The following is a 14318-nucleotide window of genomic DNA, read 5'->3' on the forward strand; positions in this document are numbered from 1 at the left end:
TCATCAGCGGGAACGCCACGAAGTCCCAGCGATTGGGCAGCACGCGCCACGCCGAGGCGTTGGCCGTGCGGTTCAGGTTGAAGCTGAACTCCATTAGCGGCCTCCGTTAGCAAGTACAGGCGTGAGCACGAGCACGCCGGCGCAGGCGCGCGCTGCGCGGCGGGTCGTTCGCAATGTGTGGTTGAACTGGTTCATGTCGAAGCACCGGCTTTGGGTTATTGCGCGAATCCCTCGCGCGCCGCGTACGGCCGGCCGGGCCGGCTGGGCATACGCGCGGGGATCCGTTACTGCTTGTCTGGTTCAGACCCGAAACACGCGCGCTCGCAGGTCTCGCCAGCGCGCGGCGAGTCGCGATTTCCGGCAGGGCGGCGGGGCGCTCGCGCGCTCACGCGCGCCGAGCACATCGGGATGGAGGGTGTGCTGCATTTGCTGCATTTGCTGCAGTTGCGACAGGTGCGGCAAAAGAAGGCCGAAGTTCATACTGGTTCTCCTGGCGTCGCGGGGGACGCGTCGGGGAGGAAAGCCAGCAGACCCGGCAGAGCGCAATCTTTCAGCGCGCGGCGGCTCGCGTCTGCCCGCTTTCCTCAGTGCAATTCGAAAGGAAGCGGCATAACGGATAACTGTCACTATCAGACATCGGAACTCCTTATCGTCACGGCGGCCGACCCCAGGGGCTTGCATCGAGCCGGCGGCTCGAACGCGAAGCGGCTTCAAGAGCCTCGAGGCGCGCAAGTGTCGATCCGCGCGTCGCGCTCGAGGGCGCAACGAACGAACCGTGCCGCAAGCGCGCATCGATCAGGGCGGGCTTACGGCGCGATGTCGGCCATCCGCGGCGCTTGATACGGTCAGAGCGCTGCGGCGTCGGTCGACGCTATTCAAGAGTGCACGAGGATTTACTGCTGGACGCGCACCATCTGCCTGGCTGGCAAGACGGCGGCTGAAAGAAAGGGAGCGCGGACGTCCTGCCGGTCAGGCAGCGAAACTATTCGAAGATCGACAACTGCTACTGTCCAAGGCGTCAGCCCCTTTTGTTAAGACGGGCGAATTTTAGGCGCGCCACCTGTCCTAAGTCAACACGATTCGCGTCCCGCGTCAAATCTCGTGCCAATGTCGCCACAACAACCGCTGGCGGCCCGCGTCGGGCTCGCCCGAGGTTCGTCCGGCGCGTCCCGGGCTCGACCGGAGCGGCGATGCATTTTTGGGGATGCATCGCCTGCGGCCTACCGTCCACCGCCTCGATCCGGCTCGTCTCTCAAAGAGGGATCGTTCACTTCACCATACTGCCTGTTACCCACTGCCTCTGTGCGGCGGTTATCGAAGCTGGCCGCAAAGTGCGTACCTGGCGTGCCTCGCGTCAGGCGCTCTTGCGCAAGGCCTGCTGGCTGGTTTCGCCGGCGCCCATGCGCTCGAGCCGCTCGCTCGCCTCGGTCAGCGCCCACAGCGGCGCGCCTTGCAACTGCCGGTCGTACACGTTCACGAGCTGCGCAACCGCCTCGAAGCCCGCTTCGTCCAACTGCCAGCCGCCGCCCGTGTTGCCGCGCTCGAAGCAGGCGATCAGCGCGGCGTCGGCCGCTCGCACCTGTTCCGGTTCGAGCACGCCATATCCAGCCTCCGCAATCGATTGCGCGAGCACGTGAGCATGGAGCAAGGCGCGTGCGTCGTCGCCGGTGCCGCCGCGGCGCAGCGCGGCGAGCGCGAGATGCACCTGCAGCGCCAGCTCATTGGCGACCGCGCGCGGGATCGGCAGCAACATCGACTTGCTGCGCCGGGGGCGACCGGTTTGCGAGCGCTGCGAAAAAGGGATGGTCCTGACCATGGAAGGGCAAGTAAGAGTCTGTTCCGTGCAATAACGGCACGGCGCGCCGAAGGTTAAGCGCCGCTCCTCAAATCGAATGTAACGATCAGTGACTGACATGCGCCGCGCATCGCCTGACGGACGGGCAACAGGTTGACCGTGGCCGCCTCAGCGCGGTTCGCGCTCGCCTGCGCCCTCTGCGCGCCGCGCGGCCTTGAACGCCTCGATGTGAGCGATGGCCTGCTCGCACTGCTCGAGGCTCAGGAGATGGATCGACGGATTGGGCAGGTCGAAGCCCAGTTCTTCCCCTAGCCAGCGGATGGCCTTGCCGCGCGCCTCGAAGGCGTTGACCTTGTCGCGCCGCATCTTCGCGGCCACCAGCGGTTCGAGCGCGTCGTGCAGGCGGCTCTTCGCGTCGCGCAGGGCGGCGTTGGCAAGCCGGCCGAGCGGCACGTTGCGCGTGCTGCGCGCGGGCACGCCGATCCACGCCTCACAGGGCGTGCAGACCCAGAGCGGGCCGTGATCGTCGCGATACGGGTAGGCCTCGTCGGCGAAGCGCGCGAGCACCGCTTTCGCGCCGCAGTAGTCGCACAGCGGCTGCGGCAGCGCCTTGACGGGGCGGCCTACGCGCATGCGGCGCTCCCCGGGGCGATGGTCGATGGATGCATGACTTGAAGGGTGGGTGAGAATAACGGTGGTCCGCCGCTACGAACGGGCCCTGGAGAAAGGATAACGGCAAACCCCGGCGCACGGCATTTGACGGCACGGCCGCTGCAGGCGGGCCGCGCGCGCGATCCGCGCGCGATCAGTTCGCGCTGGCGATGGCGTGCGCCTCTTCGCGCTCGAGCGAACGCGTGTCGCGCAGGGCAGGAAAGAGCCGCATCCACAGCAGCGCGACGCAGATCGTCGCCACGCCGCCCACGAGCACGGCGCGCTGCGCGCCCCACCAGCCCGCCGTGAGCCCCGATTCGAACTCGCCAAGCTGGTTCGAGGTGCCGATGAAAAGCGAATTGACCGCGCTCACGCGGCCGAGCTTTTCGTCGGGCGTGCGCAGCTGCACGAGCGACGTGCGCACGACCACGCTCACCACGTCCGAAGCACCCAATACAGCCAGCGCCATGAGCGACACGCCGATGTTGTGCGAAAGCCCGAACGCGATCGTCGCGCAGCCGAATACGATCACACCGCCGAACATCGCGAGACCCGGCCGGCGCCGCAGCGGGAAGTGCGCGAGCCAGATCGAGCCTGCCAGCGCGCCCGTGGCCGTCGCCGAGCGCAAGAGACCGAGCGCGATGGGGCCGGCGTGCAGGATGTCGCGGGCGAACACGGGCAAGAGCGCCGTCGCGCCGCCGAACAGCACCGCGAACAGATCGAGCGACAGCGCGCCGAGAATGACGGGCTGCGAACGAATGAACGCGATGCCCGAAAACACCGATTCGATTGTGACGGGCACGCGCGCGGGCGGTTTGGCGCGCAGCGGGATCGTGCCAGAGAGCGTGGCCGCCGCCGCGAACGCGAGCGAGCAGGCGGCGTAGGCTGGCGTCGCGCCGATGCCGTACAGCAGGCCGCCCAGCGCCGGGCCGACGATGTTCGCAGTCTGGTTCGCCGAGGTCGACCACGCGGTCGCGTTCGGCAGCTGCGCACGCGGCACGACGCCCGGCAGCAAGGACGAAATGGCCGGCGACTCGAACGCGCGAGCCGCGCCCACGCACGCGGCAAGCGCGTAGATGAGCGGCGCGCTCAGCCAGCCGCCGGCCGTGCCGACCGCGAAGGTCAGCGCGGCGGCGCACTCGATGAGCTGGCAGACGGATGCGATGCGTCTGCGGTCATACCGGTCCGCCACGTGACCGACGACGAGCGTGAGGCAGAACATCGGCAGGAACTGCGCGAGGCCGACGAGACCGAGCGCGAACGCGCTATGCGTGAGCGCGTAGATGTGCCAGCCCATGGCGACCGCGAGCATCTGGAACGCGAGCGACGACAGCACGCGCGCGCCATAGAAGCGCTGGAAACCGCGATTGCGCGAAAGGCTGGGCGGGTCGTCGGACGCCGCCTGCGGAGAAGATGTGGTCATTGAACAGCGGGAAAAAGCGAAAAATCGGGTGCGCGCGCAACCAGCAACAAGCAAGCCGCAAAGTGGCAATTTTAGTTCATGCTGCGTGGCGCCACAGGAACACGGGGGGCCGCGCGATTCGCGCGATCGATGCGCCCTCTCTGACCGCCATCCGACCATCGTTATATTCCATGGTATATTGCGCTATCGGCGCGCGGCCAGCCAGGGTCGAGGCACTGTGGCCGCACGCGCCCATGCACAGCCCCGCGTTCCGCAGTGGATCAGAGGTCATCATGCACGCACCGCCGTTCCGCCTCGCCCGCACGCCGGGCGGCTCATCTGCCGAAGAGACCACGCTGCGCGTCCGGGCGAGCGCAGACTGCTGCGGCCCTTCGCAAGCCGAACTCGCCCGCGCGCGGCAACGTACGCGCCTCGTCGATCTCGACGCCCATCTGCACTGCTCGATCATCGGCACCTGCCTGAGCACGCACGAGCTGCGCAAGCTCGTCCCGAAATTTACCCGGCTCGACGCCCAGCGCGCGAGCGATCTCGAGATCCACCACGCCGCGGTCGAACTGGCGGTAGAAGGCGGCGCGGGCGGCAAGGCACTGCAAAAGGCCCTCGACACGCGCTATGCAGGCGCGGTGCGCCGTTTCGCCGGCGCGCGCGACACGCCAGCCGTGCTCGCGCTCTGGAACGAAGCGCTCGCGAACGGCGACATCCCGCCCGCATACTGGGCGGTGATGACACATCCGGCCACGACAATGGAAGTGCGCCAGGCCGCGTTCGGCGAGCTGCACATGCTCTCGCACCTCGTTGGCGCGGCCAACCGCGCGGACTTGCGCCGCCTCGTGGCGCTGGAAGCGGAAAACGCCGAACTCCGGGCCAAAATCGAGCGCCAGCAGGCGCGCCTGCACGGGATGAGCCGTGAGCGCGATGCCGCGCGCAACGCCCTCGATGCGCAATCCGCGCAGCGGGTGGCGCAGCGCGAGACAACGCCGCAGCACGCGCAGCTCGAAGCGCTGCAGGAAGCGCTCGCGGCACGCGACGCGCGGGTCGCGCTGCACACGAGCCGCCGCGAAATCGCGGAGCAGCGCGCGAATGCCGATGCCGCCGCGCTCCACACGCTGCGCGCGCAGCTCGACGAAGCTCACGCGCTGATCGACGTCTTACGCGCCGAAGTCCACGCGATGGAGCAGACCACGCAAGCGCACGACGATCCGCAGGCCCAACGCGCGCTTCCCGACGATGCGCTCAAGGGGCGCCGGATCGTCTACGTGGGTGGCCGGCCGGGTTCGAATCACGCGCTCAGGCGGTGGATAGAGTCGGCGGGAGGCGAGCTGATCCTGCACGACGGCGGCGTGGAGGAGCGCAAGGGCCTGCTCGCCGCGGCGCTCGCCAATGCGGACCTTGCGGTGTTTCCCGTGGACTGCATCGACCATGATTCGATGAGCACGCTCAAGCGCGTATGCGAACGGCACCAGGTCACGTGGCACCCATTGCGCACGGCGAGTCTTGCCAGCTTCGTCGAGCTGATGATGCGGCTACATGCGAACGCGACGCCCACGCTCGCGGCGGTGCCCGTCTCGCGTTTCTGCCTGCGCCACGGCTAGGCGCCTGGACGTTGGCGGCAGTGCGCCGCCCCCGCGTCACGTCACGTCACGTCACGTCACGTCTTCACAAGTTTGACGAGCGCTTCGATCTCGGCCTCGCAGACCGCCGCGGCGCGCGCCTCGATGCTGCGATACAGGCGCACGATCTCCTCGCCCACGGGCGTGAGCATGCTGCCGCCGCCGCTCTGCCCGCCATGCTCCGAAACCGTGGCCGGCGACGCCAGCGCGCGGTTGAGTTCATCCATCAGCAGCCACGCGCGGCGGTACGACATGTTCAGGCTGCGCGCCGCAGCCGAGATCGAGCCATGCTCGCGAACCGCTTCGAGCAGGGACACCTTGCCTGGCCCGAGCGCGATCGTGCCGTCCTGGATGATGCGCATGCGAAAACGCACGTCGGGTCGGGCCGGTTTCTGCGCCTGTGCGGGCGCGGGAGCGTCTGCGCGCGGCTGATCGTTGGGGGACTTGGTCATGCGCGCAAGCATACACGATGCGTGCGGCGCGCCATTCCCCTCCGGATGGCTAATGGCCGGCGGGAAAGCAGAAGCCGAAGTCCTCGCAGCCGGGGCAGCCGGGAGCCGGGCCCGGCGTAGCGCCCGACGCCAGAGCGAGTTCGCGCGCCAGCAGCTTCTTCCAGCGCAAACCTTCCACGTTGCGCGCCACGAGCTCGGGAAAGAAACGCTCCAGCATGCCTGTCACGTCATCGCGGCCACGCAGGCCGAGATCGCGCCACAGATGATCGGGGCGCAGGCACGCGTGGGCAATGATCGCGGCAAGGCAACATACGTCGCCGGGGTCGGCTTGCGGCGCGGCAAGCCCAACGAGAAAGCCATGCATTGCCGTGGCAAATGCAGCATGCGACGCATTCGCCATCACGTGCGTGCGCGGCGCTTCACTCGTCACCGTACACACGAAGTGCCGCGCACCGAGCGCGTCGATCTGCGCGCGCGTCAAACCGAGCAAAGGCAATTCGCCGCGCACCTCGCGCGCCGCGACGAGCCGCGCGAAGAGCCACGCGTCAAGCGTGCGCGGCACTTCCGGCGCCCCCGTCAGGGCGTCGCAGCGCGCTGCGGCCAACGCATCGACATCGCACGGCGGCGCCGCACCGGAGTCCTGACTGCCCTGAGTCACTGCGCTCACTCGCCGCGCATCAACCGTCTACGCCGACGATCACGCTCGATGCCTTGAAGAGCGCCGCAGCCGGCTTGCCCGCCGCGAGGCCGAGACGATCGACGCTGTCGTTCGTCACGATGGCCGCGATCTGCGCGCCGCCCGGGGCCGCGAGCACGACTTCCGCATTCACGGCGCCCTTCGTGACCGACGCAACCGTGCCCGCCACGACATTGCGCGTGGACACCTTGCTGGCGTCGCCATCGACCATGAGGATCACCGACGATGCCTTCACGAGCGCGAAGGCCGGCTTGCCGGCGGTAAGCCCCAGTGAAGCGGCGCTGCCATGCGTGATGATCGCGACGATCTCGAGACCGCCGTCGGCGCGCAGCGTGACTTCGTCGTTGACAGCACCAGCCTTGACCGCGCTGATCTGGCCGGAGAAATGGTTACGGGCGCTGGTACGCATGACGGCCTCCACAATTGAACAGAACATTGAGCCGGGAAAAACTGTACTCACAGTTTAGCCGTGTCAGTGTGACGCGCACGGGCACGGATCGCCAAAATGGCCATTTGAATCAGCACATGGATACAGCAGTCCATCGTAATATATGGGCCTTTATAACGCACGGGGTATCGAACATGTTTATCCGCAAGCTGGTGGCCTCAGTCGTCGTGATGAGCGGTGTGATGGGTGCCATGGGCGCAAGCGCGAACGCTTTCGCCGACGAATCCGATGTCAACGTGCTTTATGCAGGCTCGCTCGTGAACCTCATGGAAAAGAGCGTGGGCCCCGCGTTCGAAAAGGAAACGGGCCTGCATTTCAAGGGCTACGCGGCAGGCTCGAACAAGATTGCCAATGAAATCAAGGGCAAGCTGCGCCGCGGCGATGTGTTCATCAGCGCGAGCCCGAAGGTCAACGCGAGTCTCATGGGCGAGGCCAACGGCAATCACGTGACGTGGTACGTGAATTTCGCCGAATCGCCGCTCCTGATCGGCTACAACCCGAAGAGCCGCTTCGCCGCCGATTTCAAGACGAAGAAGTGGGATCAGGTGCTGCAGGAACCGGGCATCCGCCTTGGCCGTACCGACCCGAAGCTCGACCCCAAGGGCGCCTTCACCGTCGAACTCATGACGAAGGCCGCGCAGGCGTACAACCAGCCTGATCTCGTCGAGAAGACGCTCGGCGCGCCGGAAAATCCCGAGCAGGTGCTGCCGGAAGAAACGCTCGTCGGCCGTCTGCAGTCGGGTCAGCTCGACGCGGGCTTCTTCTATTCGACCGAAACGTCGGATCTGAAGATTCCGGCGATCCACCCCGCGCCCGAACTGAAGATCAAGGCGAACTACACGCTCACGATTCTCAACGACGCCCCCAACAGCGCCGGCGCCGCGCGCTTCGTGAACTTCCTGCTCTCGGCGCAAGGCCGCAAGCTGCTCGCCGAGCACGGCGTGGATGTGACGAGGCCTGCCGTCAACGGTCAGACCCAGGCGATCCCGCCGTCGGTGCAAGCCGTGATCGACGCCGCACAGCAATGACACAAGCCGCGCCGCGTACCGGGCAGGTTGCCGTGAAGCGCTCCCTGCCGCTCTGGTGGCTCGGCGCGCTGCTCGCGGTCTATCTGTGCGCGCCGTTCGTTGCGAGCATTCCGCAGATCGGGCAGGCGGACTGGGCCGGCGTCGACTGGCACGCCACCTGGTCGGCGGTGGGCGTGTCGGTCGCGAGCGCGAGCGTGGCCGCGCTCCTCATCCTGCTGGGCGGCGTGCCGCTCGGCTACTGGCTCGCGCGTTCGCGCGCGCGCGGCATTGCCCTGCTCGGCTTTGTCGTGCAGTTGCCGCTCGCGTTGCCGCCGCTTACGAGCGGCGTGCTGCTGCTGTTTCTCATCGGGCCGTATAGCGGCATCGGCCAGCTGTTCGGCGGCTCGCTCACCGACTCCTTCACGGGCATCGTGCTCGCCGAGACCTTCGTGGCGGCGCCCTTCCTGATCGTCGCGGCGCGCTCGGCGTTCAGCGCCGTCGATCCCGTGTACGACGACGTCGCCGCCACGCTCGGCCATCACGCCGCCAGCCGTTTCTTTCGGGTCACGCTGCCCATTGCGTGGCCCGCCATCCGCGCGGGGCTCGCGCTCGCCTGGCTGCGCGCGTTCGGCGAATTCGGCGCGACCGTGATGGTCGCGTATCACCCGTATTCGCTGCCTGTGTATACCTACGTGGTGTTCGGCGGCCAGGGCTTGCCCGCGATGATGCCGCTCCTGCTGCCTACGCTCGGCATTGCGATCATCTGTGCGGTGCTCTCCGTCTATAGCCGCAGCGCACGCTCGACACTGGCGGTGAACATGGACAACGGCGACGAACTCACCAGTATCACGCCGGCCGCCACCGCGGCGGAGAACGCCGACCTGCGTCTTGCCTTCGCAGTGCGCCGGCGGCTCGGCGCGTTCACGCTCGACGTGGCGTGGCAGCCGCAAACGCGCCGGCTCGCGATCATCGGCCCTTCGGGCTCGGGCAAATCGCTCGCGCTGCGCATCATCGCCGGGCTCGAACGCAACGACGCGGGCAGTGTCGCGCTCGGGGCAATCGATCTCGGCGCACTGCCGCCCGAGCGACGACAGATCGGCTACATGCCGCAGGATTACGGCCTCTTTCCGCACATGACGGTGGCGCAGCAACTCGCGTTTCCCGTCGATGCCGACGCCGCCAGCGCACGCTACTGGCTCGCGCACCTCGGTCTCGACACGCTCACCGGACGCCTGCCTAGCCAGCTCTCGTTCGGCCAGCGCCAGCGCGTGGCGCTCGCGCGCGCGCTCACGCGGCACACGCAACTGCTGCTGTTCGACGAACCTTTCGCCGCGCTCGACACGCCGCGGCGGCGCCGTCTGCAGCAGTCGTTGCGGGCGCTGCAACGCGAGATAGGCGCGGTGACGGTGATCGTCACGCACGACCCCGACGAAGCGGCGCTGCTCGCCGACGAAGTGCTCGTGATCGAACAGGGAAACGTGCTGCAGGCGGGCGCCGTGGCCGACGTGTTCCAGCGGCCTGCCACGCTGCGCGTGGCCGAACTGCTCGGCCTGCACAATATCGGCGAGGGCATCGTGCGTGCTGGCGGCGCGATCGAAACGCCGACGGGATTGCGCCTGCCCTGCGCCGATACCTCGCTTGAGGTCGGCTCGCGCGTGATGTGGCGGGTCTCGCCGCGTGCGCTCGTCGCGACGCAGGAAGGCGCGTGGCAAGGGTGCATTGCGGGCACATCGCTGCGTCACGGCGACCGCTACGTGACGGTCGAGATCGCTGGAGCAACCTTCGATATCGCCGCAGAAGATGCGCCGGCATCGCCTACCGGCGAGCTGCGCTTCTCGATCAGGGCGAACGGGGTGCTCGCCTGGCCTGCGTCGCACGGCTCCTGACTCGCACCTCCTGAAAACGCTCACCTTTCGCGCCGATGTACCCGCACCGGCGTCGCAGCGGGTGACAAAAAAGCCCCTGCAGCAAGGGCTATTTTGCCAAACGGTTAGCGATTAGACAGGCAATTTCGCACCGTTTACGACGACTCCCGAAAACCCTCACCTTTTGGCGTCCCGCGCTCGAGCACGCAACGTTTCGATTGCCAACGCCTGGTAGTGGGCAATATTCGCATCCCTTAACCTGGGACTACCAGGAAAATCTTGCGCAGCGGAACCAGGTTCTCCTGTCCATCGGGATCGCGAAGCTTGCACAGCCGGTCACGCGTGACGGTGATTGCCGCACGCTTCGTCGACGAACCGTCGTTATGCCATGCACGCGGCTCCCGGATCTTCTCACCCATGACCGCGAAGCCGGGCTCAGATCATGAAACGGCTGTCTTCCACGAGCACGCGCGGCAAGGGCTGAAGGTCGGTGCGCGCGAAGCGCACCAGAGAGAACGCGCGCAAACCTTGCGGGCTCGACGGCAGCCGCGCGAGCGGGAACACGATCGAGGCGCTGTTGCCCGGGCCGCCATGTGCGAGCACGACATTCATCGGACTCAGGCAGATCTCGCGCATCTCGACGTTCGTGTATTGCGCGGGATTCGCGAGCACCCTGCAAATCACCGTGAGCTGGTGTTCGAGCGCTTCGCTCTTGAGGCCGAGCGCGGCGATCTCGCTCTCGTTCTGCGCAATCTGTGCCTCGACCTTCGCCACTTCGGCGACGTTTTGCACAGCGTGCTCACCCAGCATGCGTTGCGTCCCCGCGCCGTGGCGGGTGAGCAGCTGCAGGCGCGTTCTGAGCAGCGCGCGCTCCTGTTCGAGCAGCTCGCGGCGCGACTCGTCGGCGCCGATCTGCTCGAGGCCTGCCAGCGCGATCTGTTCGACCACGCGCTGCACGATCTGCTCGCGAAGATCGCTTTCGGTTTCGGCGCACACGCGCACCTGATGGTCGTCGAAGCTCAACGTCGTCTGCATGACATCGGTGTGCACCTCGTCGCCATGCTGCTCGGCACCGAAGGCGTGCCGCTCGTTCAGGGCCATGCCGAGCACCGCGTAAGTCTCGCGCGCAAGCGGATGATTTTCGAACCAGGCATGCAGTTCAGGCGAACGGCTCAACACATGGCCTACCTCGTCGGGCGCGGCGAAAAACGCGTGGATATAGGGGTCGCTCGACCACGTGGCGGCGCTCGCTTCGCGCGCGGGCGGCATGCGGTCCACCACGTCGCGCACATACGTGACCGATTGCGCGAGCGCGGGCGCAAGCCGCTCGCGCCACTCGGGCACCAGCTTGAGCGTAGGGGTGAGCACGAGCAGACGCTCGATCAGCGTCTGGATTTGCGGCGATTCCGGCACCTGCTTCGCGCGGGCGCGCGGCCAAAGCCTGTCCAGGATACCCATGGAAAACTCCGTTGCAGACCGCTCGAACGCGGCGGCGGTGAAGTGCAGGGCGCACAACGAGGCCTCTTGTCGCGAATGACTATACCGCGAATCGCGACCCACCCGCGGCGACGCTGCCGCAGCGCAGCAACGGAACGCGTTGCGTTCACGCTCCCGAAAACACTCACCTTTGGGTTGCGTAATGCGCGCCATATAGACCTGAACATGGCCGCCGACGAGCGAAACGGTGCGGCCCAGCGGCTTCTACAATGCCTCTGCCGATCTCATCGCGATTGAAGACGCCGACGATTCCGCGCGGATGGAGCAAGGCTACGCATAACTGAGCGTCACCGTAGACGTTTGTCTGGACGCAACGACGTCGCGCTCAACTGCCCCCATGGCGAGGCGCGGCGCTCACACAAGGCGACGGCGCAGAAACAGGCAATGTTTCGCAAGGCGCAGCGCCCACCGCCTAAGTCACGAGCGCCTGAACGGCAAGTGGCCCGAGAGCAAAGGTGAGGCTTTTCGGGAGGAGCGCGTGGCGTTCGACTCCTGGAACTCCTCACCTATCGGTGTATCGGTGAACTCACGATGCGGTGAATGGCTCACCGCCGTGCGTGCTCAACGATACTTCTGCAACTCGGCATCGGTGATCGGTTGCGCGGGCAGATTCAGCATGCCCGGCAGGTCGCCCAGCTTCGGCAAGCCGCTGACATTGGCCCAGCGTCCGCCCGAACCCTGATAAACAAGCGCAGGCGTACCGTCGAAGCCGAGGTCCTGAAAGAGCTTGATGTTGTTGTCGAGCTTGTTCTTGTCGATGACGGGAATGTGCGCGAGCGGGGCGATGCCACCCGATTCGTCCTTCTCCGAGTAGTGCGTTTCCAGCTCTTTGAGCAGCGCGGCGCCGTCTTTCGCCTCCAGCAGCGCGGCTGCCTTGCCGGCCGAATCGGGCTTCAGAAAGCCCATAGGAATCCAATGCACCTGCAGGCCGGCCGCTTCATACGGTTGCAGCGCTTTCCACACCAGGTGACAGTAAATACAGTTTGGGTCCATAAAGACATAAAGCGTCGACTTCACGTTCGACCCATTCGCACCTTCGACGATCGCACTCGCGTTCTGCAAGCTTGCAGCCGCCGTTGCGGGCAACCAGGCAGGCTCGGGAGCCGCGGCGGCCATGGCGCAGGCGCTCATGGCCAGTGCGCCTGCGGCGATCAGCATGCGTGTGAACTTCTTCATTCTTTTCCTCTGATCTGGATAGCGCGTCACGGCTCGCGCCTGTGAAGCGAAGGATCGTATCTTAGGGTCACGCCGTGGCGCGCCGCTGACGCCAATATGACAAAGGCGCCAGGTTAACCGCAAAGGTGAGAGTTTGCGGGAGGACGTTGGATCTTGGACTATCGCCGCACAAGAATGTTGCGACCTGCGCGCCCATGTTTTTCGGGCTCTTAATACAACCGCCTCGAACACGGTTTTCGCGTGCATGCCGGCGGGTTTCATCTGTCCATGGACGTGGCCGTCAATGAGCATTTAGGATCTCCAACCGCTAAGTTTAACTTGGGAGGAAGCAAGTATGGTTCGCGGTATCTTCTGATAGAACGTATTGGCAGCATGGCGAAATCCAACGAACAAATCTACTCCGCATGCCCTGTGGACAATGAGTTTCAGGCTCCATGGGGCCATACAGTCGGGATTGTGAGGATGGTCTCGTCGTGCTTGATTTTCGTGCCCGTAAAAGCAGATTTCTTTGGTAGGCCGTACGGGATTCGAAGCTGTGACCAACGGATTAAAAGTAGATCACAGGGAAAGATAGCAAGCGCAAGCTGTTCCTGCTATTGCTGCTGAACTACGTGTTAGTGCCGATGTAAACTGACCCGCCTTCCTCTTCGCAGGCAAACTCGACTTCCAGGCGCTCAATCCGCATGTCTCGTGAGCCGCATTAGCCACTGCGCTTTTGGACGAGCCGATTTTTAGCACGCCGCCGAACAGTGGTACGCTGCAGCTTTCATGCTATCGTTTATGAGCTGTAGACGGCGGGCCAGTGCAATGGCGCCTCCGTCAACTGGAGTCAAGCATGATCGTCGAGGTACGCACGGGATTCGAATGGCATTCCCGGCGGCAATCGACATACTCCATTGCCTTTCGGCTGATTTGTCTCTGAAATCGCCGGATACAGACCGTGCCCCTGGCAATGGAAATTATTGGAGACCCGATGTGCCACGACAAGATTGTGGCTTTCGCCCAGTCCGGGTTTCGGATTCAAACATACTCATCAGACAACAATATTCCGTCATGGTTTCGAAACCCGTTGAATTGCTGAACGTCGTTTCCGTAGGCAGCAAGATTCGCGGACTGCGCCAGAGACAAGGCCGTACTCTCGATGATATCGCCACCGCCGCGCAGCTCTCCAAGCCCTTTCTCTCGCAGGTAGAGCGCGATCGCGCCACCCCCTCGATCACCTCGCTCGTGAGCATCGCCAAGGCGCTTGGCGTGCCGGTAAGCTATTTCGTCGATGCACCCACCGAAGCGGGCTGCGTGTGCCGTGGCCAGGATCTGAAGTTTTTCCGCTTCGCGAATTCTGCTGACCTTTATGCTCGGCTGACTAATCCGTCCGGCGGTCGTCAGCTAGAAGCGATTCTCGTGCGCATGCCACCCGGCGAGCGCTTCAGCGAAGTCACCACGCACGCGGGGGAAGAGTTTCTGCATGTGCTCTCTGGTGAAGTGACCCTCACGCTTGAAGGACAAACATTTGTGGTCCGTGCGGGCGACAGTGCGCATTATGAATCGACCGTGCCGCACGCCTGGAGCAATACGTTCGAGCAGGAAACCGTGCTCCTCTGGGTGGGAACGCCGCGTCTGTTCTGAACTGCGGCCGCCCGCACATTGCGCAGTCCCGCTGCCAGGCGGCTGCCATACGGGCATATGTGAATGTCGCC

General features: G+C 65.4%; 13 protein-coding genes. 4 read left to right on the forward strand and 9 right to left on the reverse strand.

What is annotated here, in order from left to right:
- Positions 1 to 1354: 1354 nt before the first annotated feature.
- The 3 genes from C7411_RS08165 to C7411_RS08175 form a co-directional block, all read right to left on the reverse strand.
- The gene (locus tag C7411_RS08165; protein WP_243413088.1) at positions 1355 to 1753 is read right to left on the reverse strand and encodes a hypothetical protein; all 399 of its coding nucleotides are present in this window, start codon (positions 1751 to 1753) and stop codon (positions 1355 to 1357) included.
- Between the two features lie 210 nt (positions 1754 to 1963).
- Entirely contained in the window at positions 1964 to 2428 is a 465-nt protein-coding gene (locus C7411_RS08170) for a zinc-finger-containing protein (RefSeq protein ID WP_110383326.1), read from the reverse strand.
- 172 nt (positions 2429 to 2600) lie between these two features.
- Complete coding sequence (locus C7411_RS08175) at positions 2601 to 3869, reverse strand: MFS transporter (protein ID WP_110383327.1); 1269 nt, start codon at positions 3867 to 3869, stop codon at positions 2601 to 2603.
- A 272-nt stretch (positions 3870 to 4141) separates the two neighbouring features.
- On the opposite strand from C7411_RS08175, the gene C7411_RS08180 reads away from it, so the two are divergent.
- The gene (locus C7411_RS08180) at positions 4142 to 5461 is read left to right on the forward strand and encodes a DUF2325 domain-containing protein (protein ID WP_110383328.1); all 1320 of its coding nucleotides are present in this window, start codon (positions 4142 to 4144) and stop codon (positions 5459 to 5461) included.
- 56 nt (positions 5462 to 5517) lie between these two features.
- Here C7411_RS08180 and C7411_RS08185 read toward each other — a convergent pair whose 3' ends face one another.
- The 3 genes from C7411_RS08185 to C7411_RS08195 all read right to left on the reverse strand — a co-directional run bounded on the left by C7411_RS08185 (position 5518) and on the right by C7411_RS08195 (position 7037).
- Positions 5518 to 5931: a winged helix-turn-helix domain-containing protein gene (locus tag C7411_RS08185; protein WP_373682567.1), complete on the reverse strand. Its 414-nt coding sequence runs from the start codon at positions 5929 to 5931 to the stop codon at positions 5518 to 5520.
- 49 nt (positions 5932 to 5980) lie between these two features.
- Complete coding sequence (locus C7411_RS08190) at positions 5981 to 6535, reverse strand: nitrogen fixation protein NifQ (protein ID WP_110383614.1); 555 nt, start codon at positions 6533 to 6535, stop codon at positions 5981 to 5983.
- 73 nt (positions 6536 to 6608) lie between these two features.
- Positions 6609 to 7037 carry a TOBE domain-containing protein gene (locus C7411_RS08195; protein ID WP_110383329.1) on the reverse strand — a complete coding sequence of 143 codons (429 nt, stop codon included), beginning with the start codon at positions 7035 to 7037 and terminating at the stop codon, positions 6609 to 6611.
- 173 nt (positions 7038 to 7210) lie between these two features.
- Between C7411_RS08195 and C7411_RS08200 the strand changes: the two genes are divergently transcribed.
- Together C7411_RS08200 and C7411_RS08205 are read left to right on the forward strand one after the other, a co-directional pair.
- The gene (locus C7411_RS08200) at positions 7211 to 8104 is read left to right on the forward strand and encodes an extracellular solute-binding protein (protein ID WP_110383330.1); all 894 of its coding nucleotides are present in this window, start codon (positions 7211 to 7213) and stop codon (positions 8102 to 8104) included.
- Positions 8101 to 9969 carry an ABC transporter ATP-binding protein/permease gene (locus C7411_RS08205; protein ID WP_110383331.1) on the forward strand — a complete coding sequence of 623 codons (1869 nt, stop codon included), beginning with the start codon at positions 8101 to 8103 and terminating at the stop codon, positions 9967 to 9969. Before C7411_RS08200 ends, C7411_RS08205 begins: the two co-directional genes overlap by 4 nt.
- Positions 9970 to 10202: 233 nt before the next feature.
- Here the strand turns inward: C7411_RS08205 and C7411_RS37365 are convergent, their stop codons facing one another.
- The 3 genes from C7411_RS37365 to C7411_RS08215 all read right to left on the reverse strand — a co-directional run bounded on the left by C7411_RS37365 (position 10203) and on the right by C7411_RS08215 (position 12621).
- On the reverse strand, positions 10203 to 10367 hold the full coding sequence (locus C7411_RS37365) for a hypothetical protein (protein ID WP_165822764.1): 165 nt from the start codon (positions 10365 to 10367) through the stop codon (positions 10203 to 10205).
- 16 nt (positions 10368 to 10383) lie between these two features.
- A complete protein-coding gene (locus C7411_RS08210; RefSeq protein WP_110383332.1) occupies positions 10384 to 11406 on the reverse strand; it encodes a hypothetical protein in 1023 nt (340 codons plus the stop codon).
- A gap of 600 nt (positions 11407 to 12006) precedes the next feature.
- Positions 12007 to 12621 (reverse strand): thioredoxin fold domain-containing protein, encoded by a 615-nt coding sequence (locus C7411_RS08215; protein ID WP_110383333.1) that lies wholly within the window; start codon positions 12619 to 12621, stop codon positions 12007 to 12009.
- 1053 nt (positions 12622 to 13674) lie between these two features.
- Between C7411_RS08215 and C7411_RS08220 the strand changes: the two genes are divergently transcribed.
- The gene (locus tag C7411_RS08220; protein WP_110383334.1) at positions 13675 to 14247 is read left to right on the forward strand and encodes a cupin domain-containing protein; all 573 of its coding nucleotides are present in this window, start codon (positions 13675 to 13677) and stop codon (positions 14245 to 14247) included.
- Positions 14248 to 14318: the final 71 nt, after the last annotated feature.

This window comes from Paraburkholderia silvatlantica (assembly GCF_003096715.1).
Classification (GTDB): Bacteria; Pseudomonadota; Gammaproteobacteria; order Burkholderiales; family Burkholderiaceae; genus Paraburkholderia; species Paraburkholderia silvatlantica.